Annotated in this window: 23 protein-coding genes; 12 read left to right on the plus strand and 11 right to left on the minus strand. The window is 75.3% G+C overall.

From position 1 onward, the window contains the following. Positions 1-163: 163 nt before the first annotated feature. The 4 genes from ctaD (at position 164) to ACSU6Z_RS01290 (ending at position 3460) form a co-directional block, all read left to right on the plus strand. Positions 164-1882, plus strand: coding sequence for an aa3-type cytochrome oxidase subunit I (gene ctaD / locus ACSU6Z_RS01275; protein ID WP_437042005.1), 1719 nt, complete (start codon positions 164-166; stop codon positions 1880-1882). Beyond that, positions 1879-2253 carry a hypothetical protein gene (locus tag ACSU6Z_RS01280; protein ID WP_437042007.1) on the plus strand — a complete coding sequence of 125 codons (375 nt, stop codon included), beginning with the start codon at positions 1879-1881 and terminating at the stop codon, positions 2251-2253. Before ctaD ends, ACSU6Z_RS01280 begins: the two co-directional genes overlap by 4 nt. A gap of 80 nt (positions 2254-2333) precedes the next feature. Then, positions 2334-2867: a hypothetical protein gene (locus ACSU6Z_RS01285; RefSeq protein WP_437042009.1), complete on the plus strand. Its 534-nt coding sequence runs from the start codon at positions 2334-2336 to the stop codon at positions 2865-2867. Between the two features lie 56 nt (positions 2868-2923). Next, positions 2924-3460 (plus strand): hypothetical protein, encoded by a 537-nt coding sequence (locus ACSU6Z_RS01290; protein ID WP_437042011.1) that lies wholly within the window; start codon positions 2924-2926, stop codon positions 3458-3460. A 278-nt stretch (positions 3461-3738) separates the two neighbouring features. On the opposite strand, the gene ACSU6Z_RS01295 is transcribed toward ACSU6Z_RS01290, so the two are convergent. Beyond that, positions 3739-4152 (minus strand): SRPBCC family protein, encoded by a 414-nt coding sequence (locus ACSU6Z_RS01295; RefSeq protein WP_437042012.1) that lies wholly within the window; start codon positions 4150-4152, stop codon positions 3739-3741. A 265-nt stretch (positions 4153-4417) separates the two neighbouring features. On the opposite strand from ACSU6Z_RS01295, the gene ACSU6Z_RS01300 reads away from it, so the two are divergent. Continuing rightward, positions 4418-5599 (plus strand): PP2C family protein-serine/threonine phosphatase, encoded by a 1182-nt coding sequence (locus ACSU6Z_RS01300; RefSeq protein ID WP_437042014.1) that lies wholly within the window; start codon positions 4418-4420, stop codon positions 5597-5599. Positions 5600-5622: 23 nt separating this feature from the next. On the opposite strand, the gene ACSU6Z_RS01305 is transcribed toward ACSU6Z_RS01300, so the two are convergent. Beyond that, positions 5623-5937: a hypothetical protein gene (locus ACSU6Z_RS01305; protein ID WP_437050134.1), complete on the minus strand. Its 315-nt coding sequence runs from the start codon at positions 5935-5937 to the stop codon at positions 5623-5625. Positions 5938-6168: 231 nt separating this feature from the next. On the opposite strand from ACSU6Z_RS01305, the gene ACSU6Z_RS01310 reads away from it, so the two are divergent. From ACSU6Z_RS01310 to ACSU6Z_RS01320, 3 genes are read left to right on the plus strand one after another with little or no spacing between them, the layout of a single operon-like run. Then, on the plus strand, positions 6169-6867 hold the full coding sequence (locus ACSU6Z_RS01310) for a nucleotidyltransferase family protein (RefSeq protein ID WP_437042016.1): 699 nt from the start codon (positions 6169-6171) through the stop codon (positions 6865-6867). Then, positions 6864-7160: a BON domain-containing protein gene (locus ACSU6Z_RS01315; RefSeq protein ID WP_437042018.1), complete on the plus strand. Its 297-nt coding sequence runs from the start codon at positions 6864-6866 to the stop codon at positions 7158-7160. Before ACSU6Z_RS01310 ends, ACSU6Z_RS01315 begins: the two co-directional genes overlap by 4 nt. After that, positions 7160-7885 carry a metallophosphoesterase family protein gene (locus ACSU6Z_RS01320; protein WP_437042020.1) on the plus strand — a complete coding sequence of 242 codons (726 nt, stop codon included), beginning with the start codon at positions 7160-7162 and terminating at the stop codon, positions 7883-7885. Before ACSU6Z_RS01315 ends, ACSU6Z_RS01320 begins: the two co-directional genes overlap by 1 nt. A gap of 37 nt (positions 7886-7922) precedes the next feature. Here the strand turns inward: ACSU6Z_RS01320 and ACSU6Z_RS01325 are convergent, their stop codons facing one another. Further along, on the minus strand, positions 7923-8555 hold the full coding sequence (locus ACSU6Z_RS01325; protein WP_437042022.1) for a GNAT family N-acetyltransferase: 633 nt from the start codon (positions 8553-8555) through the stop codon (positions 7923-7925). Positions 8556-8762: 207 nt separating this feature from the next. Here ACSU6Z_RS01325 and ACSU6Z_RS01330 point away from each other — a divergent pair, with 207 nt between their 5' ends. Then, positions 8763-9296 (plus strand): DoxX family membrane protein, encoded by a 534-nt coding sequence (locus ACSU6Z_RS01330; protein ID WP_437042024.1) that lies wholly within the window; start codon positions 8763-8765, stop codon positions 9294-9296. A 30-nt stretch (positions 9297-9326) separates the two neighbouring features. Here ACSU6Z_RS01330 and ACSU6Z_RS01335 read toward each other — a convergent pair whose 3' ends face one another. Further along, complete coding sequence (locus ACSU6Z_RS01335; RefSeq protein ID WP_437050135.1) at positions 9327-10616, minus strand: MGH1-like glycoside hydrolase domain-containing protein; 1290 nt, start codon at positions 10614-10616, stop codon at positions 9327-9329. Between the two features lie 688 nt (positions 10617-11304). On the opposite strand from ACSU6Z_RS01335, the gene ACSU6Z_RS01340 reads away from it, so the two are divergent. Next, the gene (locus ACSU6Z_RS01340) at positions 11305-11868 is read left to right on the plus strand and encodes a hemerythrin domain-containing protein (RefSeq protein WP_437042026.1); all 564 of its coding nucleotides are present in this window, start codon (positions 11305-11307) and stop codon (positions 11866-11868) included. Positions 11869-11970: 102 nt separating this feature from the next. On the opposite strand, the gene ACSU6Z_RS01345 is transcribed toward ACSU6Z_RS01340, so the two are convergent. Further along, complete coding sequence (locus ACSU6Z_RS01345; RefSeq protein WP_437042028.1) at positions 11971-13044, minus strand: glycosyltransferase family 9 protein; 1074 nt, start codon at positions 13042-13044, stop codon at positions 11971-11973. After that, positions 13041-14105, minus strand: a complete 1065-nt coding sequence (locus ACSU6Z_RS01350) for an NAD-dependent epimerase/dehydratase family protein (RefSeq protein WP_437042030.1) — start codon at positions 14103-14105, stop codon at positions 13041-13043. Before ACSU6Z_RS01350 ends, ACSU6Z_RS01345 begins: the two co-directional genes overlap by 4 nt. 530 nt (positions 14106-14635) lie before the next feature. On the opposite strand from ACSU6Z_RS01350, the gene ACSU6Z_RS01355 reads away from it, so the two are divergent. Beyond that, the gene (locus ACSU6Z_RS01355; RefSeq protein WP_437042032.1) at positions 14636-15895 is read left to right on the plus strand and encodes an MFS transporter; all 1260 of its coding nucleotides are present in this window, start codon (positions 14636-14638) and stop codon (positions 15893-15895) included. 294 nt (positions 15896-16189) lie between these two features. Here ACSU6Z_RS01355 and ACSU6Z_RS01360 read toward each other — a convergent pair whose 3' ends face one another. Continuing rightward, positions 16190-16717, minus strand: coding sequence for a hypothetical protein (locus ACSU6Z_RS01360; protein WP_437042034.1), 528 nt, complete (start codon positions 16715-16717; stop codon positions 16190-16192). Positions 16718-16907: 190 nt separating this feature from the next. Beyond that, entirely contained in the window at positions 16908-17231 is a 324-nt protein-coding gene (locus ACSU6Z_RS01365) for a hypothetical protein (RefSeq protein WP_437042036.1), read from the minus strand. 155 nt (positions 17232-17386) lie between these two features. Here ACSU6Z_RS01365 and ACSU6Z_RS01370 point away from each other — a divergent pair, with 155 nt between their 5' ends. Beyond that, positions 17387-18262, plus strand: coding sequence for a fructosamine kinase family protein (locus ACSU6Z_RS01370; RefSeq protein ID WP_437050136.1), 876 nt, complete (start codon positions 17387-17389; stop codon positions 18260-18262). Positions 18263-18277: 15 nt separating this feature from the next. On the opposite strand, the gene ACSU6Z_RS01375 is transcribed toward ACSU6Z_RS01370, so the two are convergent. From ACSU6Z_RS01375 to ACSU6Z_RS01385, 3 genes are all read right to left on the minus strand, one after another. Then, positions 18278-19936: a catalase gene (locus ACSU6Z_RS01375; protein WP_437042037.1), complete on the minus strand. Its 1659-nt coding sequence runs from the start codon at positions 19934-19936 to the stop codon at positions 18278-18280. A 365-nt stretch (positions 19937-20301) separates the two neighbouring features. Beyond that, complete coding sequence (locus ACSU6Z_RS01380; protein WP_437042039.1) at positions 20302-20538, minus strand: hypothetical protein; 237 nt, start codon at positions 20536-20538, stop codon at positions 20302-20304. An 893-nt stretch (positions 20539-21431) separates the two neighbouring features. Further along, positions 21432-22961 carry a helix-turn-helix domain-containing protein gene (locus ACSU6Z_RS01385; RefSeq protein WP_437042041.1) on the minus strand — a complete coding sequence of 510 codons (1530 nt, stop codon included), beginning with the start codon at positions 22959-22961 and terminating at the stop codon, positions 21432-21434. Positions 22962-23036 lie beyond the last annotated feature (75 nt).

Consider the following 23036-nt stretch of genomic DNA (forward strand, 5'->3'; position numbering starts at 1 on the left):
CTAAACGGGGCTCTTGGTGACGTTCCATCGGGAAAGGAAGGCTAACTTCGGTTGCTCTGGGCACGCGCTGCGCGACACACGCAGCCGGAGCCGAATGCGCCCCCGTGTCCCGTTCGGTCACCGCGTCCGCATGCGCACCGACGGGCATCGACCGAGGAAACTGATGGCGACACATACGACTGAATCGATCTCCCCCGTCCCGGCGGCACAGGGACGCCGCGGCAGGGGCCGCATGGTCGTCTCCTGGCTGACCACGACCGATCACAAGAAGATCGGACATCTGTACCTGATGACGTCGTTCGGGTTCTTCGTGATCGCCGGCGCGCTGGCCATGGTGATCCGGGCGGAGCTGGCCCGGCCGGGCCTGCAGCTCGTCTCCACCGAGCAGTACAACCAGGCGTTCACCATGCACGGCACGCTCATGCTGCTGCTGTTCGCCACCCCCACGTTCGCCGGGTTCGCCAACGCGATCATGCCGTTGCAGATCGGCTCACCCGATGTCGCCTTCCCGCGGCTGAACATGCTCTCGTACTGGCTGTTCCTCTTCGGCGGCCTGATGGTCGTGAGCAGCCTGTTCACCTCGCAGGGCGCCGCGGACTTCGGCTGGACCGCCTACACCCCGCTCAGCGGCGGGGAGCGCACCCCCTACCTCGGCGGCGACCTGTGGGTCCTGGGCCTGGCGCTGTCCGGATTCGGCACCATCCTGGGCGCGGTCAACTTCATCACCACCATCGTCTGCATGCGGGCCCCGGGCATGACCATGTTCCGCATGCCGCTGTTCACCTGGAACGTGCTGCTCACCTCGGTGCTGGTGCTGCTGGCCTTCCCCGTCCTGGCCGCCGCGCTGTTCGTGCTGGCGGCGGACCGCCAGTTCGGCGCCCACGTCTTCGACCCCGAGAACGGCGGGGCGATCCTGTGGCAGCACCTGTTCTGGTTCTTCGGCCACCCCGAGGTCTACATCCTGGCCCTGCCGTTCTTCGGTGTGATCACCGAGATCATCCCGGTCTTCTCCCGCAAGCCGATCTTCGGTTACATGGGCCTGGTCGGGGCCACCATCGCCATCACCGGTCTGTCCCTGACCGTCTGGGCCCACCACATGTTCGCCACCCAGGCGGCTCTGCTCCCGTTCTTCTCCTTCATGACCTACCTGATCGCCGTTCCGACCGGGGTGAAGTTCTTCAACTGGATCGGCACGATGTGGAAGGGGTCGCTGTCCTTCGAGCCCCCCATGCTGTGGGCGGTCGGCTTCCTGGTCACCTTCCTCTTCGGCGGACTGACCGGGGTCATCCTCGGCTCTCCCCCGCTGGACTGGCACGTCACCGACACCTACTTCGTCGTCGCCCACTTCCACTACGTGCTCTTCGGCACCATCGTCTTCGCGATGTTCGGCGGCTTCAGCTTCTGGTGGCCCAAGATGACCGGCACGATGCTGAACAGCCGCCTGGAGAAGATCCACTTCTGGAGCCTGTTCACCGGCTTCCACGCCACCTTCCTGGTGCAGCACTGGCTGGGCACCGAAGGCATGCCCCGGCGGTACGCCGACTACCTCGCCGCCGACGGGTTCACCGCCCTCAACACCGTCTCCACCATCGGCGCCTTCCTGCTGGGCGTGTCCACCCTGCCGTTCCTGTACAACGTCTGGAAGACCGCCCAGCGCGGCGAGAGGGTCGAGGTCGACGACCCCTGGGGCTACGGCCGCTCCCTGGAGTGGGCCACCTCCTGTCCGCCGCCCCGCCACAACTTCGTCACCCTGCCCCGCATCCGCTCCGAGTCCCCCGCGTTCGACCTCCACCACCCCGACGTGGCCCAACTGGACGAGAAGGAGAACACCGGCAAGCGCGACGTGCTCGACGCGGCGGGACACGAAAGCGACCGGCCGTGAGCACGGGCCGGGGCGGTGACCCGCGGGCCTGCGACGCCTCCGCCCTCGCGGCGGAGGCCGAGGGCTACCTCATGGCACGGGCCCACCTCGACGACGCCCACCGTGAGGCGCGCGCGCTGTGTGCCGCGCTGCCCTGGCTGACCACGGCGCAGGCCGAGGACCTCAGCCGCCACTACGTCGAGCAGCGCATCGCCCTCGCCCGCCGGCTGCTCCAGGACACGATCCGGCGAGCGGGCGAGCTGCGGCAGGAGTACGAGGCCCGCTACCGCACCCTGCGCCGCGCCCTGCTCCGGCGGCACGCCGCCTGCGCGTCGGTGATGATGGCCTGCGCCGCCGGCATCGGGACCGCGTTCTCCGCGCTGGGACGCTGACCGGCCCCACCCGGCCCGGCCCCGCCGCCGACCGGGGCCGGGCCGGGTGGCGTGTCCGCGATCGGGGTACTCACGGCGGCATGATGAAGCGCGCGCTGTGGGAAGGGCTCCTCGCCGGTACGGCGGGGGTGCTCGTGATGACGCTCGGAGAGAAGGCGGAGCAGCGGCTGACCGGCCGTCCCGACTCGTACGTCCCCGCCCGGACGCTGGAGCGCCTCATCGGGGCGCCGGAGCGGCCCGGCCGGCAGCCGAGGCCGGTGAACCTCGCCATGCACGTCGGCCAGGGAGCGCTGCTGGGCGTCCTGCGGTCGGTGATGGCGCAGGCGGGGCTGCGCGGGCCGTGGTCGTCGGCGAAGTTCGCCGTGGTGCGGCTGACCAGCGATCAGATCCTGGAGAACGCCACCGGGGTCGGCGCCCCGCCGCAGACCTGGCCGCGGTCCGAGCTGGTCGTGGACCTGCTGCACAAGACCGTCTACGCCTTCGCCACCGGCGCCGTCGCCGACGCCCTGGCCGCCCGCACGGGTCCCGGGCCCGGACAGCGGCACGCCGCGCGGCGCCCGGGCCGCCACCCGGACGTCGGGCCGCCGCCCCGCGGGCACTCCCGCGGGCGGTAGGGAAGCCCCGTACCACATCCGCGTCCGACGGTCTGCGACCACGAAGGGGACACATGATGGCTGAGCGTTCACGTCCGGGTGTACCCGGCCCCGCCTCGGGCCCGTACGCGGGTCCGGCCCTGCTGGGCATCTACCTCAACGACCACCTCGCGGGCGAGACTGCCGCCGCGGAGCGCGCCCGGTACCTGGTGCGCTCGTGCGGCGGTTCCGCCCTCGGCACGGCGGTGGCGCCCGTCGCCGCGGAGATCGCCGAGGACCGGGCGACCCTGATCCGCATCATGAAGCGGCTCGGCGTCCCGGTCCGGCAGTACAAGGTGTACGCCGGGCGGGTGGCCGAACGGGTGGGGCGGCTGAAGGCCAACGGCCGGCTGCTGCACCGCTCACCGCTGAGCACGGTGCTGGAGCTGGAGGCGCTGCGGCTGGGGGCGCAGGGCAAGGAGGCCGGGTGGCTGACGCTGCGCCGGCTCGCCGACACCGACGACCGCCTCGACGCCCGGCTGCTGGACGGCCTGCTGGAACGGGCCAGGCACCAGCGGGACACGCTGGAGGAGTTGCGTCTCCAGCAGGTGGGAACCGTCTTCCGGGGCGCCTGAGCCGGTTCCGAGCAGGTCGGAATCGCCTCGCGCACCGGAGGGGGCGGGAAGCCCGGATGCCGGCGGGCGCGGCGCGGCGTCCGTGCCTCGGGCGCCGATGGCGGCGACGCCGCCGCGCGGGCGGGGGCTCGGTGCGGCGGGACGGCCGGATGCCGCTTCGGGACCGTGTGGTCCGGGCGGGCCGGACGCGCCGCCAGGGCTTCGAGCGGGCCGGTGGCGATGCGCTCGCCGGGGCGCCGGAGGCCAAGGGCGCGGGGCCGGCCCGCCGCACCGGCTGCTCAGCCGGGCGCGTTCTCGGTGCGCAGGCGCACCTGCTCCTCCAGGCGGCTCAGGCTGGTGTCGAGGGCGCCGAGCACCTCCCGCTCGCCCGGGTCGTGGCTGTCGTCGAAGAACGACAGGTGCACCGTGACCTCGCTGGTTCCGCCGCCGACGCCGGCGACCTGGAGCCAGCCGGTGTAGCTGCCCTGCTCACGGGTGCCCCACTCGATCCGCATCTGCTCGGGCCGGGCGCGCAGCAGGGCGGAGGTGTCCTGGTCGGTGCGGTCCTCGTGCACGGTGACGGCGGGCGAGTCCTCGACGCGCACGTGCAGGGCGTCCGGGAGCCAGGTATCCATCCGGCCGACGTCGGCGGCCTGGTCGAAGACGTGCTCGGGCTGGGCGGGCATGGTGCGGGAACGCTCGTACTCGGTCATGCGGCACCACTCCTCGGTTGTTTCCGTCTCGGTGACCCGCAGGTCGTGAACGGCTCGGTCGTCGGCGGCTCACGGGCGTCCGCCCGTGCCACCCGACGGAACGCGTGCCCGTAATGCCGGAGTCGAAGCACGGACGCGCCGCCGGGCGGCCACCGGGCATCCGGCGGCACCGCGGGGCGCGCGGGCGCGCGTTCCGGGGCTCGCGGTGCCAGACTGCTGGGGCGGCGCACTCCATCACGCCGGGTTCTCGACGAGGGGAGACGAGGTGGTGACGCCCGAGGCCGGCGACGGACCGCTGCTGGACTTCCTCGCCGATCCGGCGCATCTGACGCTGGACCTGTCCACCGCCGTGGCGCGCTGCGCCAAGGCCCTGGGGCTGCGGCACGCCGTCGTCTACCTGGTCGACCTGCAGCAGCGCCACCTGGTGCCGGAGACGGACGCGGGCTCCCCGCTCCCCGTCGACGGCTCGCTGGCGGGCTGGGCGTACCGTACGCAGGCGCTGCGCGTGGAGGAGTCCGGGGCGGGTGGGCTCATCGCCTGGCTTCCGCTGCTGGACGGGGCGGAACGGCTCGGTGTGCTCGCGGTGCACGAGGAGGCGCTCACCTCCGCCTCCCTGTGCCGCGGCAGGGCGCTCGCCTCGCTCCTGGCCATGATGATCACGTCGAAGCGGGCGTCCGAGGACTCCTTCGTCCAGCACACCCGCACGGCGCGGATGCGGCTGCCCTCCGAGATGCTGCGCGCCTTCCTGCCGCCCCGCACCGTCGGCAACGACCGCGTGGTGTCGACGGCCGTCCTCGAACCCGCCTACGAACTCGGCGGCGACGCCTTCGACCACTCGCTGGGCCGGACCGCCCTGCACGTGTCCGTCGTCGACGCCATGGGGCACGACCTCGCCTCGGGGCTGACCAGCGCCGTGGCACTGGCCGCCTGCCGCAACGCCCGGCGCAACGGGGCGAGCCTGCCCGAACTCGTCGACGCCGCGGACGACGCCCTGGCGCAGTGGCTCCCGGAGCAGTACTGCACCGCGGTCCTCGCCCAGCTGGAGCTGGCCGACGGCGTGCTGCGCTGGTACAACTGCGGGCACCCGGCGCCCCTGCTCCTGCGGGACGGCCAAGTGGTCACCGACGCCCTGGAGCACGACGCCGACCCGCCCCTCGGGATGCCGTCGCGGCTCGCCTCCGCGCCCCGCCGGATGCACGAGTTCCCCCTGCGGCCCGGGGACCGCGTGCTGGTGTACACCGACGGCGTCACCGAGGCCCGGACGCGGGAGGCGCAGCTGTTCGGACTGGAGCGGTTCGCCGACTACGTCATCCGGGCGACGGCCGGCGGTGAACTGGCGCCGGAGACGCTGCGCCGCCTCATCCACTCGCTCCTCGACGCGCAGACCGGGCGGCTGCGGGACGACGCGACGATCCTGATGTTCGAGTGGCGGCCCCCCGCCCCCTGAGGGGGCGTCCCGGACCGAGCGCCTCAGACCGCGTGTCCCCGGGCCCGCAGCCAGCGGTGCACGGTCTCCTTGTCCGCCGGGGTGATCCGGAGGGGACCGCCGACGTGCGGGCCCTCGTCCTCGTTGAACGCCGTGTCGGTGACCCGGGCGGTGACCCAGGTGGCCAGGTCCTGCGCGGCCCGGTCCGGCAGGGAGCCGCGCTCCCAGCCGGTGCGGGCCTCACGGGCGGCGGCCCGGTCGTGCCGCTCGGTCTCCGCCAGCCACGCCGCCACCAGCCGCTCCACGGTCCGGCGCTCCGGGTCCCCGGTCCGCCGCCCGCCGCCGTCCGCGCTGTCCATGCCGCCCGTGCTGTCCATGCCGTCCGTCCCGCGCGCATCGCCCGTGTCTTCCCTGTGGCCCATGGCGCACGGGTTCCCCCGGACCGCCTCCCGTACCACCTCGTGCGCCGGCCGAGCGGGGAAGCCGTGTCGAGGCAGGTGCGCCGGGTACCCGAAGGGCGCCGTCGTGGCCTCCGGCGGCGGTTCTCCGGGGGCCGGGGAGGACGGCCCGGTCCGGAAAGGGGAGAAGCAATGACGCAGCACGCCGACGACAACGCTCTCTACCAGCGCGCCGGCGTTCCCGAGCTCCGCCTGGCCGCGGGGGATCCCGAGCTCGTCCCCCAGAACGACGTGCTCGGGGACGAGCTCCCTCTCGACCGCAACCAGGCGATCCTGCAGGCCGCCAAACAGGTCGGCGCGATCCTGAAGAAGAAGGAGCACCCGTTCGCGCTGGCGGGCAGCGTCGCCGTGTACGCCCACGGCTGCACCCAGAACCTCCAGCACGACGTCGACTTCTGCATCCGCCCGGAGGACGTCGAGGCCGTCGCCGCCACCCTGCGCGAGGCGGGACTGACGGTCTACACACCGCCCGAGGACTGGCTGCTGAAGGCGGTCTGTTTCGGCCAGCAGGTCGATCTCATCTTCGAGCTGGCGCACGAGCCGGTCACCCGGGAGATGCTCGGCCGGGCCGAGGAGCTGCCCGTCGACTCGGTGCGGATGCCGGTGCTGTCCCCGACGGATCTGGTGCGGAGCCTGCTGGCCGCGTTCTCGGAGCACCACTGCGACTTCGGGGCGGTGCTGCCGATCGCCCGCACCCTGCGCGAGAAGATCGACTGGGCCGAGGTGCGCCGCGCCTGCGGAGACGCCCCCATGCCCGCCGCGTTCTTCTTCATCCTGGAGCGGCTGGGGATCATCCCGCCGCACGATCAGCCGAAGGAGACCCAGCGATGAGCGACCCCATCGCCCGCCAAGGGCCCGCAGCGAGCGGGGCGGTCCCCGCCGGCGGCAACGTCGAGTACCGCATCGCCCATCTGCGGGACCGGCTCGCCGCCGAGGAGCTCGGCGAACTCGGCGTACGGGCCGAGGTCCGCGCCGGAGCGGTCGCCGTCACCGGGACGGTGCCCTCCGCGCAGTGCCGCGAGACGCTGCTGCGGATCGTGCACGAGGAACTGGCCGACCTGACCGTGCACAGCGACATCGTGGTGGCGCAGACCACCCGACCCGACCATGCGGAGGAGCTGTGATGATCCGCGTCGCCGCCGTCGGAGACATCCACATGGGGCCGGACAGCCAGGGGCTGCTGCGGCCCGCCTTCGAGACCCTGCCCGACTGCGCCGACCTGCTGCTGCTCGCGGGCGACCTGACCCGGCACGGCACGCCGGAGGAGGCCCGGGTGGTGGCCCAGGAGGTGCGCGACCTGCCGGTGCCGGTGGTGGCGGTGCTCGGCAACCACGACCACCACGACGAACAGCCCGAGAAGGTCACCGCCATCCTCCAGGACGCCGGTGTCACGGTCCTGGAGGGCGAGGGCACGGTCGTGGAGTGCGGCGGGCGGCGCCTGGGCGTCGCCGGCACCAAGGGGTTCTGCGGCGGGTTCGTCGGGCGCAGCGCCGGCGAGTTCGGCGAGCCCGTGATGAAGGAGTTCGTCCGCACCACGCGCCGCTCGGCGGACAGTCTGCGCACCGCCCTGGAGGAGCTGGGACGGCAGGGCTGCGCCGCACGGGTCGCCCTGACCCACTTCTCCCCCGTGGTCGACACGCTCGCCGGTGAGCCGCCCGAGATCCACCCGTTCCTCGGCAGCTACCTGCTGGCCGAGGCGATCGACACCGCCGGCGCCGACCTCGCCGTCCACGGGCACGCCCACGTGGGCACCGAACACGGCATGACGGCGGGCGGCGTGCGGGTGCGCAACGTGGCCCAGCCGGTGATCCGCCGGGCCTTCAGCGTCTACCGGCTGCCGGTGGAGTGACGGCGGGCCGGCCGTACCGGGCGCGGTCGGCCCGCCGTCAGGCGCGGTCGGGTTCGCCGGTGGGGCGTCCGAGGTAGACGACCGGCCCGGGGTCGGGTACGTCGATCTCGTGGAAGCCGAGGCGGTCGTAGAAGGCCCGGGCCGGGGTGTTGGCCGTCGCCATGCAGAGGTGGACGGCGGGTACGCCCCGGTCCCGCAGGGCGCGCAGGAAGGTCCGCATCAGGGCGCGGCCGTACCCCTTGCCCTGCCAGTCGGGCAGCAGGTCGATGTGCAGGTGGGCGGGGTGGGCTGCCAGTTGCGGCAGGACCATCCGCTCGGGGTCGTGCAGCAGCGCGGCCATCGCCTCGTCCGGGGTGCCCGGCGGGCCGTCCGGCGCCGGGTACCGGTCCGCGACGAGGGGCAGCCACTCGGTGCGGAAGGCCGCGGCGAAGGCCGGGGTGTCCGCGGTGCCGAGGATGTAGCCGACCGCCCGGCCCGTGCCGTCGTCCAGCACGAAGGCGAGCTCCGGCTCCAGACGGACGTACGGGGTGGCGAAGATCTGCGGGAGCAGGCGGGGGTCGGCGTAGAGGGGGCGGCTGTCCCGGCCGTTGTGGGCGGTGCGGATGCAGATGTCCTCCAGGGCCTGGAGGTCCCCGGGGCGGTAGGGGCGTATCGCGGGAGAGGAGGTCATCGCGCCATCCTCCCGGGCCGGCCACACCCCTTCAAGGTTCTGGCCAAAGCCTGGCACCGCATGTCCGGCCGTCCGCGGACCGGGGTCGGCCGACGGGGGGACGCCGAATGGCGGCGGCACGGCGGGGCACCCGATGATCGCTGCAGGAACGACACCTTGCCCGCCGTAGGGCGCAACGCCTCGGGCACGACATCTCTGGAGAGCGCCATGAGTCTTCTGCGTGTGGCCGGCCGTCCGATGCTGGCGTCGATGTTCGTCGCGGGCGGCATGAATTCCTTCCGCAACCCCGAAACCGTGGCCCCGGCCGCCGAGCCCGTCCTGCGTCCGCTGGTCGAACGGGTGGAACTGTTGCCGGACCGCACCGAGCAACTGGTCCGGCTCAGCGGCGCGGTCCAGGTGGCGGGCGGGGTCCTGCTGGGACTCGGCCGCCTCCCCCGCCTGTCCGCACTGGCCCTCGCCGCGACGCTGGTGCCCACGACGCTGGCCGCCCACCGCTTCTGGGAGGCGGACGACCCCGGCGAACGCGCCCAGCAGCGCATCGAGTTCCTGAAGAACCTGTCCATGCTGGGCGGACTGCTCATCGCGGCCGACGACACGGGCGCCGCCCCGTCCCTGCTGTGGCGCGGCCGGCACGCCGCCAAGGGCGTGCGGCGCGACGCCCACCTGGTACGCCGCTCGGTCGGGGCCGCGGCCCGCCCGGCCGCGGCCGTGGGCGGCCTCAAAGCGAAGATCGGCCGCTGAGCGGGCCCACGGGCACGCGGTCGGCGACGGTCACGGCAGGGGTTCCCCGGGGTCGGCGCACAGCAGGTCGAGCGCGAGGGCGGCGGTCCAGGAGAAGTCCCGGGCGCCCCGCGCGGCGCCGGTGGTGGGGTCGACGTACTCGGCGAACCCGGACCGGCCGGCCTCGGCGAGGAAGCCGTGCCCGAGGCGTGCGGCGTCCTGGTGGAAGCCGTGGGCGCGCAGGCCGCGGTGGATCAGCCAGGCGGTGTTGAACCAGGCGGGGCCGCGCCAGTAGCGCTGGGCGTCGAAGACGTGGCCGGTCAGGTCGTAGCTGGGGACGAGCCGGGTGGCGCCGGCCCGGAAGCACGGGCCGGCGAGTGTGGCGCGCAGGCGGCCGGCGACGGCGCGGGGCAGGTGCGGGACGAGGAGCGGGACGAGCCCGCCGACGCCCCGTTCGCCGACCAGGGCGTCGTCGTGCAGGTCGCGGGCGCGGAAGACGCCCGCGTCGGCGTCCCACAGCCGCGCCACCAGACACCGGGTCAGGTGCTCGGCGCGGGCGGTGTGCGCGGTGCCGTCCGCGCCGAGGTCGCGGGTGATGGCGGCGAGGGCCAGCTCGCCGACGATCAGCAGGGCGTTGAAGCAGGGGTCCTCCACGGCGAAGGCGTGCCGGGCCGCGCGGTCGTCGTAGCCGGCGTCGCGGTAGTCGGCCGCGAGGCGTACGTAGCGGCCGTAGTCGAGGTCGGTGGGCCGGTCGGCGGCGTGGCCGTGGTCCAGGTCGGCGCGGCGGAAGGCGCCGGGCGGGGCGGGCTCGACGCGTCGCAGGGCCCCGTCCCAGCAGGGGCTGTTGTCCATGCCGGGTTCCCAGGGGTGGACGGTCGCCGCCAGTCCCCCGCCGCCGAGGTCGCGGCGGGTGAGGAGGTAGTCGTGCCAGGCGGCGAGCCGGGGGCGGACACGGTCCAGGAAGCCGCGGCGCCGGGACTGTGCGGGGTCCGCCCGGTGCACCAGCCAGGCCGCCAGGGCGTGCACGGGCGGCTGGACGATGCCGGAGGTCTCCGCGGCGGCGGGGGCGCCCGCCGCCCGCCCGGCGCGGGAGGACTGCCAGAAGTCGGGGCTCGGGAAGTAGGCGCCGTGCGGTACGGCCGGGTTGAAGACGATGTGCGGGACGCGTCCGTCGGCCCACTGGGCGGCCAGCAGCGATTCGAGCTCCCGCTGGGCGCGGCGGGCGCAGAGGTGGCGCAGTCCTATGGCGACGAACGCGGAGTCCCAGCTCCACTGGTGGGGGTAGAGGGTGCGGGAGGGCACGGTCGAGGTGCCGGTCCAGTTGCCGGTGAGGACCCGCATCGCGCCGCGCCGCAGTGCCGGGCGGTCCGCGGGCGCGGCGGGCGCGGGCCGGGCCGGCCGGTCGGCGAGGGACGTCACGCGCCTGCCCTCTTCGGGGAGGCGGGGGCGGCCCCGGCGGGGTCACCGGCCGGGTGGCGTTCGAGGATCGCGTGCCCGTCGCGGCCGGCGGCCGGCGGGGCGCCGGGGCGGGACGCCGCCGGTCCGGGGGTCCGGTGCCGCCGCCCCGGTGGAAGCGGGAGGCGGCCGCCCGGTCCTCGCCGGCCGGGCGCAGGGCCTCGCGCGGGAGGGGGTGGCGGTGCGGCGTGACGTGGGCCGGTGGGTCGGGCGGCGCGTTCCACGGAGGCTCCGGAAGGGCGCTGACATGGGGTCAGGTCGACCATATCCGCGCCTTTTCTCCTGTCAACAGGCGGAACTGACACCGTGACACACACCCGGTCGGCGTAAACCGGGGTGGGGACGGGCGCAGGTACGGCGTCGCGCCGGAAGGAGTAACCGGAAAGGCGGCACGGGGCCGGATGTGGTCGGGTGGCCCGTGAGGAGCCGGTGCCCGCACGGGCGGCACGGGCCCGGGCGGCCCGTGCGGGCGGCCCGGGCCGGACCGGCGTCAGCCCGCCCAGGACGCGGGGATCCGACGCTCGCGGCGGTCCGGAACCGGGGCCCGCCGCGATCTGGCTGGAGGTGAGGACACATGGGACACGGTGGAAACGTCATCGACGAGCTGACGACCGATCACCGGGAGGTCGAGGAGCTCTTCGGGAAGATCGAGGCGCTGCCGTCCGGGCACAAGGACCGCAAGCGGTACGTGGACCAGGCCACGATGGAACTGGTGCGGCACTCGGTGGCCGAGGAGGCCTACCTCTACCCGGCCGTCCGGCAGCACGTGGCGGACGGCGACGCCCTCGCGGACAAGGAGTTGGAGGACCACGCCAGGGCCGAGCAGATCATGAAGGACCTGGAGGGCTGCGCGGCGGACGACGCCGACTTCGACCGGCTGGTCGACATGCTGATGAGCGAGATCCGCGAGCACATCGCCGACGAGGAGGGCAACCTCTTCCCCCGTCTGCGCGCGGCCTGCCCCATGGAGGCGCTCGACGAGCTGGGCGACAAGGTCCGCCAGGCGAAGAAGACGGCCCCGACCCGGCCGCACCCGGCCGCACCCGACAAGCCCCCGATGAACAAGCTGCTGGCGCCCGGCGCCGGGATGGTCGACCGGGTGCGGGACGCGCTGACGGGCCGGGGCGAGCCCGGCTGACGGAACCGGCGGCTCCGTCAGCCGGACGGCCCGTGAGGTGTGTAAGGGGGGCGGCCCGGCGTCGGGCCGTCCCCCTTCACACGCCTCACGGGCGGGGCGCGGTCAGGTGTTCCTCGCGAGCAGGTCCCGTACGGCCCGGGCCACGTCCTCGGGCGTCACCCCGTCCCACGGGCGGCCGGACCCGGCCGGCGGGCACGGGCGGGTCCGGGCGCCGAGGAGGACCGCGGACGCCCGGTACGGGGTCCGGCTCCCCGCCGGGGCCGCGGGGGCGGCCGGGACGGCCACCGGGGTGCCGACGGCGGCTGCGAGGTGGGCCGGTCCGGCGGCTCCGGTGACGACGGCGTCCGCGTTGCGCAGCACGCCCGCCAGCGCCCGCGGCGTCGTGCGGCCGCCGAGGTCGACGGCCGTGGCGCCGCTGACGTGACGGGTCAGGGAGGTCTCGCCGGGGCCGCCGGTGACGACCACGCGGTGCCCGGCGTCGGCGAGCAGGGCGACCGCCTCCGCGCAGCGCCCGGCGTCCCAGGCGCGGGACGGGTCCTTGGCTCCGGGATGGACGACGACGTAGGGGCCGTTCCCGGTGAGGGCGGCGGTGTCGGGGGCGGGCAGCACGCGGAGCCGGCCGTCGTCGCCGGCGCGCAGGCCGAACCCCATGGCGGCGGCCGCGTCGAGCGCCGCCTCCGCCTCGTGCCGGCCGGGGCGGCGGGGGCAGCGGACGTCGAGGAGGCCGTCGGCGCGGCCGGTGCCGTCGGCGCGAGGGTCCCCGGTTCCCGCGGCCGCGGCGCCGATGCGGCGCACCCGGGCCGCGCGCAGCAGCCGCGCGGTGGGCAGCTGGCTCTGCGGCCGCGGGACCAGGACGAGGGCCACGTCGTACGCCTCCTCCCGCAGCCGGCGGACGACACGGGCCGTGCCGTCCGCGTCGTCCGCGTTCTCCAGGCCGCCCGGATCGCCCGGTTCCGCGGGAGCGGCGGAAGGCGGCCCCGTGCCCTGCCGCGGCGTGCACGTGGACGCGTCCCACACCACGACGTCGTCGACGTGCGGCAGCAGCCGGGCGGCGGGCGCTCCGTCGGGGTGGCACAGCATCGTCACGTGGGTGGCCCGGGTGGCCACGGCCCTCACGGCCGGTCCGGCCAGCAGGACGCCGCCGAAGCCGCCGGGGCGGACGACGAGCGCCTTCACGTCCGCCGCTTTCCCTCGCCGCCCGCCACCGCCGCCGGCACGGGCCCGGTCCGCTCCCGGAAGGAGGCGACGGTGCGGGCGAGCCCCTCCCGCCAGGTCGTCCTCGGCATCCAGCCGAAGATCTCGCGGGCGAAGCCGGTGACCGGGCGAGGCGGTCCGGGCGGGTCCGCGGGGACGCCGGCGCGGATCACCGGTGAGCCGGAGCCGGTCAGACCGGCCACGTGGCGGGCGATCTCCAGCTCCGTCGGCGTCTCGTCGCCGCCGATGTCCACCGGCCGGACGGACCGGCCGGCCGCCACCAGCAGCACCCCGTCCACCATGTCGTCGACGTGGCACAGCGAGTGGGTGCGGCTGCCGTCGCCGGCGACGACGACCGGCTTCCCGGCCAGGGCGGCGGCGATGAAGCGGCCCGGCACGCAGCCGTCGTCGGTGCGCATGCCCGGCCCGTACGCGGTGAACAGCCGGACGATCCCGGCGTCGGTGCCGTGATCGGCCGCGTGGGCGGCGACCAGTGCCTCGGCGAACCGGGTGGCCTCGGCCTCCACGCGGTGCGGACCGACCGGGTCGGCCGGGTCGCCGTCAAGCTCCCCGGGACCGTGGTGCCCCGCGTGCGGGCAGGGGCTCGCGGCGTGGTGCGCCGGGGGCGCGGAGGCGAGCAGGAAGCGGGCGCCGTACCGGTCGGCGACGGCCAGCGCGGTGCGCGTACCGAGGCTGCCCGCGTCCAGCAGTGCCAGGGGCCGCTCGGGCCAGGCGTCCGGGCAGGAGGGCCCGGCCAGGTGCAGGACCAGGTCGTAGGGGCCGGGGAGGGCGCCGGCGGAGCCGGGGCCGACGAGGTCGAGGAGGTCCTGTTCGAGGAAGCGGAAGCCCCGGCGGGCCGTGAGGTGGGCCACTCTCCCGGCCCGGCCGGCCGAGGGGCCGTCCAGGCAGTCGACTTCGACTCCCGAGTCGACGAGACGGGTGCACAGGCGCGAGCCGAGGAAGCCCGCGCCCCCGGTGACCAGGGCCCGGTTCCAGGGCGCCCGGACGTCGGGCCCCGTGGAGAACGCCGCCGTCGGCATCATGAGGACGACCTTCCTTCCCCGCGCGGCACTGACGACGGCACCACGAGTGCCCCATCCGGTCGTCCTCATACGCCGACGCCGACCGCGCCCCTCCGCCGGGCACCGGCGCGGGGTGCCGCCCGGAGCCGGCCGGCGCAGGGCCGCCCGCTGTGTCCGCCGTCACCCGCCCGGCACCGGGGCGGAGTGTCCGGCCGAGCCTGTGACAAACCGCACTCGCGGGGCCGATTGCCTTTCCGTACAAGCTGGTTGGGCGATCGCCGGGAGTGTGGCGGTGGTGCGCCGGCGCCGACCCGGCGGTCCGTTCTGCCACCATGGTCGGCGCCGTCTCCCGGCTGTTCGGAGCGGCCGCGCAGCGCAGCCGGCCTCCCTCGCTCCGTTCCCCTTCCGCCCGGGTCCTCCGGCTCGTCTCCGAGTGGCGCACTGTGTCTTCCTCCCCTCCCCCCGCCCTGTCCGCTCCCGCTCCCGGCTCCGCCGCCGCGCCGTCCGAGGCCCCCTCGTACTCGCCCTGGCGGTCCCTGAGGTACCGCAGCATGCGCTGGTGGTCCTTCGCGAACCTCGTGTCGAACGCCGGCACGTGGATGCAGCTCACGGTGCAGAACCTGCTGGTCCTGCAGATCACCGGGTCCGCCGCCGCGACGGGGCTGTCCATGTCCGTGCAGGCCGCGCCCGCGCTGCTCGTCAGCGTCCTCGGCGGCGCGGCCGTCGACCGCTGGCCGCGCAGGCTGACCGCCGCCGTCAGCCAGGCGCTGCTCGGAGCCGTCGCCTTCGTGACGGCCGTCCTCGTCGCGGTGGACCGGCTCGACATGACCTCGCTGATGGTGCTGGCGGCGGTGACCGGTGTCGTCGCCACCGTCGACGGCCCGGCGTGCGCCCTGCTGGGCAACGACCTCGTCCCGAAGGAGGACCTCCCGTCCGCCATCGGCGTGGGCGCGCTCGTGCACCAGGCGGGGCGCCTCGCGGGCACCGCGCTGGCCGGCGTGGCCGTCGGTCTGCTCGGCACGGCCGCCGCCTACGCCGCGAACGGGCTGTCGTTCCTGTTCGTGGCCTCGGTCATCCCCTTCCTCCGTCCCGTGCCAGGAGCTGACCGGGAGACCGCGAGCAGCGGCGCACGGGCCGCGGACCGTCCCGCCGCGGGCGACCTGAGCGTGCGGCAGGGCCTGGCGTTCTTCGTCCGCCGGCCCCGGCTGCTGGCGCTCGCCGGCATCACCGGCGTCAGCGCGGTCTTCGGGCGCAACTACGCGCTCACCCTGGCCGTGCTCGTCACCGGGCCGCTCGCCGGCGGCGCCGGTGCCTTCGGCACCGTCTCCGCCGTCCTCGCCGTCGGCGGCGTCGTCGGCGCGGTGCTGGCCGCCCGGCTGCGCCGGCCGTCCGTGCGGCTCGTGGGCGCGCTGGCCGCCGCGGGAGGACTGCTGCAGGCGGTGGCGGGGCTGTCGCCCTCGCTGGCGGTGCTGCTGGCGCTGGTGCTGCCGATGGCCGTGACGGAGTCCGTCTCCGACACCGCCGGCCGGGCGGTCCTCCAGACCGATCCACCCGCCCACCTGCGCGGACGGGTACTCGGCGTGTGGGGCAGCGTCGGCACGGTGTGGAGCCTGGGCGGACCGCCGGCGCTGGGCCTGCTGATGGAACTGGCCGGCGCGCGCGGCGCCCTGATCACCGGCGGCCTGTTCGTCGCGTGCGCCATCGGCGCGGGCCACCTCCTGCACAAGCGCCGGAGCACGGCACCCGTGGTCGTACGGACGGAGGAGGGCGTACTGACGGCGGAGAAGGCGGCGCTGGGGACGGCGGCCTGAGGGCCGTGCGGGGCCCGTACGGGGGTCGCGGCGGCGTGCGGCCCCCGTCCCCGCCGCGTACGGCGTCCGTGCGGGGCCGGGCCGTCCGGCGCCGCACCCCCGGTACGGCGGCCCGCTCGGGCAGGCGGCGCCCGGCCACCGCACGAGGGCGTCACGGCCCGGGCAGGACTCGTCACGGCGCGGAGGCGCTCCGCCAGGGCACAAGGAACCGGCTCGTCACAGCACGGAAGTCATCCACCACGGCGCCCCGGGTCGCTGCGGCCCGGGGAGCGGGCCGGCCGAGGGCCCCGGACGTCAGGCGGCGAGGGGTCGTCCCGGGTCCAGCCGGTCGAGGAGCTGGGCCCGGTGCAGGTCGGCCACGGGGGCGAGGAGGTCGGGGTGGCGCAGCAGCGCCGCGGCACGGTGGTCGCGCTCGTCGGGCGCGACCAGGCGCCGGAACTCGCCCGGCACCGCCTCCGAGGGGCCGCCCCGCGCGAGCGCGGCCACGGCCAGGGCGGCCAGTTCCGGGTCGGTGAGCAGGCAGGCCGCCCAGCTCGCCACGACCTCGTCGACCCAGGTGCGCCAGGCCTCGGCGTCCGGGGCGCCGGCTCCGGTGCCGTCGGCGCCCGTGATCCAGTCGAGCCGGCCGGAGCCTCCCGGCCCCGCCATGCCCAGCAGGGCGGCGTCCATCGGCGTCGGGTAGCGCAGCCAGGCCGCGACCATCACCGCCTGCCGCGCCTGGACCTCGCACAGAGCGGAGGCCAGGGCACCGCCGGGCGCCGGGTAGGCGCGGGTCAGCCACTGGGCGGTGGCCGCGATGACCGGGGAGAGATCTGCTTGCACTGCCGGGCCGTCCGAACTGCTCGTCGAGGGACACGGGACTGCACAGCACGGTAGCCCGCGCCCGCGGACCGTCGGCGTGGCCCGGGTCTCCTTCCCGGCGTGGCCTCGGCCACACGCGGCTCGCCGGCCCCGTGACCCGTCGGCCGTGCATGACGGCACGGCGGCCCGTACGGCCTTCGCCCGGATCAGGTCACCACAGCGTGGTGGTGAAGGTCGGCTGACGGGTGGTGTCGGCGGCGTCCCGCAGGCGCAGGGCGACACTGATGAGGGCGCGCAGCGCCGAGGGGCGCATGCTCTGGGCGCTCTCCGCGGCCAGCACCAGCAGGCTGACGGCCGCCTGTTCGACGACGGGGACGGGAAACGCGTAGTCGCTGCTCTCGGCCTGGCGGAAGGCGCGCCAGGGTGCCGCGGCACCGTCGACGGCCCGTTGCACCGCCTGCTCCAGGTGCTGTGCGGCCTGTTCGCAGAGGGAGGCGGGCAGGGTGATGGTGTGGTGGAACGAAGCGCTCGTCATGGTCCCACTGCTCCCCGGTCCACCGGTGTCCGACCGGCGCCCGGAGGGTTTTTCACCGGGTCGCCGGACGCGGGTGCCGTCCGCCGGCCAGCCCGCCGCGCCGGAACCGTGACCGGCGGACGGGAGCGGGCCCTACGCTGGTCGCCGTGCAGGGCATGACATCCACGGTGGCGGGGCCGGACGGCGAGGGGCCGGGGGCGGTCGCGGCCCGGTTCACGGGGCGGGCGGTCTCCGGTGAGCGGCGGCTGTCCGCCGCACTCGCCGAGGTGACGCTCGACGGCGGGCAGGTGGTGATGGTCAAGCGCGGCGACGGGACCGTGGGGGCCGAGGCGGCCGGGCTGCGCTGGCTGGCCGACGCCGGGGCGGTCCCCGTGCCGGCGGTGTACGGGGAGGACGGCCGCTGGCTGGTGACCGGGCGGGTGCCGCAGGGTCCGCCCGGCGCCCGCGCGGCGGTCCGGTTCGGCCGGGAACTGGCCGCGCTGCACGCCGCCGGGGCGCCGGCGTTCGGCGCGCCGCCGCCCGGCGGGCCCGCGGACGCGCGCATCGGGCTCGCCCCGATGCGGAACGTGCCCGGCACGGACTGGCCGCGCTGGTACGCCGAGCACCGGGTGCTGCCGTATCTGCGGCGCGCGGTCGACGACGGGACCGTCCGCCCCGCCGAGGCGACCGTCGTCGAGCGGGTGTGCGAGCGGTTGCCCGAGCTGGCGGGGCCCCCGGAGCCGCCCGCGCGGCTGCACGGCGATCTGTGGAACGGCAATGTGCTGTGGGGCGCCGACGGGCGGGTCTGGCTGATCGACCCGGCCGCGCACGGCGGGCACCGGGAGACCGACCTGGCGATGCTCCGCCTGTTCGGCTGCCCGTACCTGGAGGAGATCCTGGACGGCTACCGGCAGGCGGCGCCGCTTACCGAGGGCTGGGCCGAGCGCGTCGGCGTGCACCAGCTCTTCCCGCTGCTGGTGCACGCCGTGCTGTTCGGCCGGGGCTACGCCGAGCAGGCCCTTTCCGTGGCCCGCGCGGCGCTCGCCCGGTGATGCGGCCCGCTCCGCTCAGCGGGTCACCACGTGCCGCTCGTCGGGGACGCAGTGGGTCATGGTCAGGCCCTCCACGTCGCGCGGCGGGTTCTTGCCGAGGTTGGCCAGCCGCTTGCGGTCCTCGTCGGTGAGGTCCTGGCTGGCCAGCGGTTCGAGGTGCGCCACGTCCTCGGGGGTGATGCCGAGGCCCTCGCCGACCCGCAGGCCCAGGTCGTTCTCGACCAGGAGGAAGTGCCAGACCATGCGTTCCTGGATGGGCCGGTCGCACTGGGAGAGCATGGTGACGAAGTTCTTCACCAGGTCGTCGCGCTCCCAGTCCTCCATCAGCAGGTAGCGCTGGCCGGCCTGCATGTAGTCGTTGGTGCGGGGGATGCGCTTGCGGGTGACCCGGCCCCGGATCTCGGGGCCCTGCTCGTCGTGGGTCGGGTACTCGGCCTCCCGCAGCCCGCCGAGGATGGACGGCTCGTAGTTGACGGTCGGGTTCTCCCCGCCGCCGTCCACGTAATACGTCATCTGGCCGCCGCGCTGGTTGGTGCGCACCGGCGCGTTCTTGGCCTGGTTGACGGGGAGCTGGAGGTAATTGGGGCCGACCCGGTAGCGCTGGGTGTCGCTGTAGGAGAAGGTCCGGCCGACGAGCATCTTGTCGTCGGAGAAGTCCAGGCCGTCGACGAGGACGCCGGTGCCGAAGGAGATCTGCTCGTTCTCCGCGAAGAAGTCCTCCGGCATCCGGTTCAGCACCATCCGGCCGACCGGCTTGGGCGGGAACTCCTGCTCGGGCCAGGTCTTGGTGTCGTCGAGCGGGTCGAAGTCCAGCTCCGGGTGGTCGTGGTCGTCCATCATCTGGACGAGCAGCTCCCACTCCGGGTAGTCGCCGCGGGCGACGGCCTCGTAGAGGTCCTTGGTCGCGTGGCCGAGGGAGTCGGCCTGGACGTTGGCCGCGTCCTCCTCGGTCATGCTGCGCACGCCCTGCTTGGGCATCCAGTGGTATTTGACGAGCTTGGTCTCGCCCTCGGCGTTGACCCACTTGTAGGTGTTGACGCCGAAGCCCTGCATGTGGCGGTAGTCCGCCGGGATGCCGCGCGGACTGAAGAGGTTGACCAGCATGTGCATCGATTCCGGCGTCTGCGACATGAAGTCGAAGATGCGCCGGGGCTGCTGCTCGAAGGTCACCGGGTCCGGCTTGAGGGCGTGGATGACGTCCGGGAACTTGATCGCGTCCCGGATGAAGAAGACGCCCAGGTTGTTGCCGACCAGGTCCCAGTTGCCGTCCTCGGTGTAGAACTTCACCGCGAAGCCGCGGGGGTCGCGGGCGGCCTCGGAGGAGTCGCGTCCGCCGATGACGGTGGAGAAGCGGACGGCCAGGTCGGTGCGCTTGCCGCGCTCCTGGAACAGCTTGGCGCGGGTGTAGCGGCTGATCGGCTCGTCGCCCCAGCTGCCGTACGCCTCGAAGAAGCCGTAGGCGGTCACGCCGCGGGCGTGCACGACGCGCTCCGGGATGCGCTCGCGGTCGAAGTGGCTGATCTTCTCCAGGAACTGGTAGTTCTCCAGCGTGGCGGGGCCTCGGGCACCCACCGTGCGCTGGTTCTGGTTGTCGTAGACCGGATGTCCCTGCCGGTTCGTGAGCACCTTGCGGTCGTCGCCGGGTACGGGCCCCTGGCTCGATACGTCCGTCATGGTTCGTGGGCTCCTTCGACTCGTGAGCTTCCGTCGGGCGAGGTCCTGGCTGCGGGCAGCCCTCATCCGCCGGTGGTGGGGACCCGAGTACCCGGCTCGGAGGTGTCACTCACCCGCCGGCGGAACGGCGTCATCCGGATCCAGCCTCCGGCCGGACGGCGGACCGCGCCAGCCGGGGAAGGCGAGCGGGGCACCACCGTGCGGCCGGACGGCCGCAGCCGTGCGGCGGCACGGTGCCGGCCCCCGGGGACGGGACGCCACGGCCGAGCCGTCCCCGCGGCGGCGTCCGCGGCGCGCTCCCTGGACGGGCGAAGGCCCGGACACGGGGGACGCCCCCGGTGCCCGGGCCTTGCGGTGAACCCTGGTCAGCCGCCGTTCAGCCGCGCGCGCAGAAGCTGCTTGCCCAGTTCGGCACCCTTGCGGCTGTCCGCCTGGGCCTTGCGGAACAGCTCCGCGACCTCGGTGTCCTTGGCGCGCTCCGCGTCCTGGATGTAGCTCTCCAGGCGCAGCGCGTTGCTCAGGCACGACTCGACGTACCAGATCAGGTTGTAGTCCTTGTCCTGCGTTCCGGTCACGCCGCCGGTCTCCGCGCCACTGGTCATGCGGGCCTCCTCTTCACCGTTCTCGCTTCTTTCGCCGCACGGGCTTTCGCCGTGCCGGTCGCCGGGTCCGTCCGGCTCCCCGGCCCACCGGGCCGGCCGGGACGGTCACCTCCGACGCGGCACCAGTACCCCCTCTGCGCCGGAGCACACGGCGCCGTCGGCGGAACGATCGGGCCGCCGTGTCCGGGTGCCGCGCACGACGCGCCGGGTGACGTGTCCCGGTGGGCCTCATGTCCCGGAGGGACATCTCCGGGTGCGTGCCCGAAGGCCCGGCGGCAGCGGAGCCGACGGCCGCTCCGCGGGGCCGGGGCGCCCGCGAGACGGTCCTGCCGGACGCCGGGGGGCGGACGCGGTGCGGGAGATTGGCGGCGGTCCCGGCGCCGAGGCGGTGTCCGGCTTCGGCGGCGCGGAGCCCACCGTGGGGACCGCGGGCGCCGTCGCCGCCGTCGAGGCGGACGCGAGGCCGGTCGGCACCGGTGGTGCGGCCCTCCCGGCCGGCTTCGGCCCGCCGCCGTTCGAGGTGGCGGTGAGGGCGCCGTACCGGGCAGCCGCGCGGAGCCCGTCGAGGTGCCGGCGCCGGCCCGGCCCGGTGCGCTGCCGGTGCGCGCCGGGACCCGTCCCCCCGACGACGCCCCGCCCGCCTGCGAGCGCCTCCGCACCGGCGCGGCCGGCGGCCGCGCGGTGGTCCCGCCCCGCGGCCGGTCCGCGGCCCCTCTTCTCCTACGCCGTCCCGGTCCGGCGGCGGTGCGCCGGCCCCGGGCGGAGGATCCGCGGCCGGCCATGGGGGCCCGACCGGTCCCCCGTGCCGGTCGTGCCCCCGCGGCCCGTCGAACTTACGTGGGGCGGTGCGCCGTTGTGAAGCGCGCCGGTGCCCGCTGCGGAGGCGATCGGACTCACCCGTGCACAGGTGAGTCCGGAGAGCCCCGGTTCGTCCCGCCGAGGGCGGGCGGGTCCAGCTCCCCGGCCGCCAGATGGGCGAGCACGACCTCGTACAGGTCGCTGCCCCCGGCCTGCAGGCGGCGCTCCAGGACGGGCTCGGCGGCGCGGAGGTGTTCACGCACGGTCTGGGCGTGGACGCCCAGCGTCCGCGCGGCCCGTTCGGCGTGGGCTCCGGCCGCGATCCAGGCGCGCAGCGTGCGGCGCAGGTCCCGGGCGTCCTGCTCCAGCCTTCCCAGCAGGTCGTCCGCCCAGGCGCGCAGCGCGGGCCCGGCCAGCAGGTCGGTGAGCTCGGTCCCGGACGGTCCGGGGCCGTCGTCCGCGGGGTGTTCCTCGTGTCCGGCCCGGGAGTTGAGGGCCAAGTGGACGGCGGCGCGGACGGTGAGGTCGGTGAAGTCCGCGCGCAGCAGGCCCTGGACGCGGTCCATGCGGGCGCGGACGGTGTTGCGGCTGACGCCGAGCACCTTCGCCGCGCTGACGGCGGTGAACTCCAGCCCGAGGCGGGTGGTGGCGAGGAGCTCGGCGCGGATGTGGTGCGGCAGCGGATCGAGGGGGCGCAGCAGGCCGGCCGTCCAGCCGCGCAGCGCCGCCGGGTCCATCAGGCGCTCGGGATGGGTGCGTTCGGCGTGCACCGCCGCCCGGCCGGGGCGTAAGCGGGCGACGGCGAGGGCGCTCACGGCCTGCCCGTAGGCGGTGGCGGTCCGGGCCAGGCTGTGCCGGGCGCTGCCCCCGAGGTGGGTGCCCGGGTGCCGGCCGACCAGGGAGCGCAGCGCGGCTCCCGCGGTCTGCCGGGGCGCCAGGACGATGACGTGGGCTTCCTCGGCCGGGCAGCGCACGACCAGGGCCTGTTCCCGGGTCGCCTCCTGGCACTCCTCGGCGAGCCGGTCGCGCTGCCCGGGGGCGCTCTCGATCACGTAGACGTGGGCGGTGTCGGTGTCCAGCAGGCCCGGCCAGAGGCCCGCGGCCACCCGGCGGGCCGAGACGGTGTCCTCCACCATCAACAGTTGCAGGATCGCCAGCCGCAGGTCGGCGGCCGCCCGCCGCAGGCGCCGCCCGGCCGCGGCCGACGCGTCGGCCGCCAGCAGGAGTTCGAGCACCTGGGCGGTGTGCGTGACGATGTCGGCGGCCGTCCGGCCGAAGGGAGCGGCGCTTCGCACGGCGAGGACGGCGGGCGGGTCCGGGTGGGGCCGGTCCACCCGGACCAGCCTCAGGTGACGGCCCCGGTCCTCACAGGCCGCGGAGGCGATGCGGCCGGCCGTGATCCGTGCGACGAGCGTCTCGTCCAGCGGTGTCCGCACACCGGCCAGCAGGCCGCCGTCACCGCCCTGGAGGGACACCGACGCCCGCAGGGTGCCGGCGAGCCAGGCGACGACCCTGCCGATGTCGCGCCCGGCCGGCCCCAGGTGGTCCAGCAGCTCCGCCGCCCATTCCCGGTGCCCGCCCGTCGGCCGCTCCCCCGTGCGCGCCCCGTCCGCTCGGCCCGCCACGTCGGTCTTCCCCCTGCTCGTCCTCTGCCCGGTGTCTTCCGCCCGGTGGCTCCCGTCCGCTGTCATCCGCCCGGC

This window comes from Streptomyces sp. enrichment culture, from assembly GCF_964273145.1.
Lineage (GTDB): Bacteria > Actinomycetota > Actinomycetes > Streptomycetales > Streptomycetaceae > Streptomyces.

Excerpts from the sequence above, each read along its gene's own strand:
- ctaD (WP_437042005.1), top strand. The coding sequence starts at position 164 with ATGGCGACACATACGACTGAATCGATCTCCCCCGTCCCGGCGGCACAG.
- ACSU6Z_RS01285 (WP_437042009.1), top strand. The coding sequence starts at position 2,334 with ATGATGAAGCGCGCGCTGTGGGAAGGGCTCCTCGCCGGTACGGCGGGG.
- ACSU6Z_RS01290 (WP_437042011.1), top strand. The coding sequence starts at position 2,924 with ATGGCTGAGCGTTCACGTCCGGGTGTACCCGGCCCCGCCTCGGGCCCG.
- ACSU6Z_RS01295 (WP_437042012.1), bottom strand. The coding sequence starts at position 4,152 with ATGACCGAGTACGAGCGTTCCCGCACCATGCCCGCCCAGCCCGAGCAC.
- ACSU6Z_RS01305 (WP_437050134.1), bottom strand. The coding sequence starts at position 5,937 with ATGGACAGCGCGGACGGCGGCGGGCGGCGGACCGGGGACCCGGAGCGC.
- ACSU6Z_RS01310 (WP_437042016.1), top strand. The coding sequence starts at position 6,169 with ATGACGCAGCACGCCGACGACAACGCTCTCTACCAGCGCGCCGGCGTT.
- ACSU6Z_RS01315 (WP_437042018.1), top strand. The coding sequence starts at position 6,864 with ATGAGCGACCCCATCGCCCGCCAAGGGCCCGCAGCGAGCGGGGCGGTC.
- ACSU6Z_RS01320 (WP_437042020.1), top strand. The coding sequence starts at position 7,160 with ATGATCCGCGTCGCCGCCGTCGGAGACATCCACATGGGGCCGGACAGC.
- ACSU6Z_RS01325 (WP_437042022.1), bottom strand. The coding sequence starts at position 8,555 with ATGACCTCCTCTCCCGCGATACGCCCCTACCGCCCCGGGGACCTCCAG.
- ACSU6Z_RS01330 (WP_437042024.1), top strand. The coding sequence starts at position 8,763 with ATGAGTCTTCTGCGTGTGGCCGGCCGTCCGATGCTGGCGTCGATGTTC.
- ACSU6Z_RS01335 (WP_437050135.1), bottom strand. The coding sequence starts at position 10,616 with ATGCGGGTCCTCACCGGCAACTGGACCGGCACCTCGACCGTGCCCTCC.
- ACSU6Z_RS01340 (WP_437042026.1), top strand. The coding sequence starts at position 11,305 with ATGGGACACGGTGGAAACGTCATCGACGAGCTGACGACCGATCACCGG.
- ACSU6Z_RS01350 (WP_437042030.1), bottom strand. The coding sequence starts at position 14,105 with ATGATGCCGACGGCGGCGTTCTCCACGGGGCCCGACGTCCGGGCGCCC.
- ACSU6Z_RS01355 (WP_437042032.1), top strand. The coding sequence starts at position 14,636 with ATGCGCTGGTGGTCCTTCGCGAACCTCGTGTCGAACGCCGGCACGTGG.
- ACSU6Z_RS01365 (WP_437042036.1), bottom strand. The coding sequence starts at position 17,231 with ATGACGAGCGCTTCGTTCCACCACACCATCACCCTGCCCGCCTCCCTC.
- ACSU6Z_RS01370 (WP_437050136.1), top strand. The coding sequence starts at position 17,387 with ATGACATCCACGGTGGCGGGGCCGGACGGCGAGGGGCCGGGGGCGGTC.
- ACSU6Z_RS01375 (WP_437042037.1), bottom strand. The coding sequence starts at position 19,936 with ATGACGGACGTATCGAGCCAGGGGCCCGTACCCGGCGACGACCGCAAG.
- ACSU6Z_RS01380 (WP_437042039.1), bottom strand. The coding sequence starts at position 20,538 with ATGACCAGTGGCGCGGAGACCGGCGGCGTGACCGGAACGCAGGACAAG.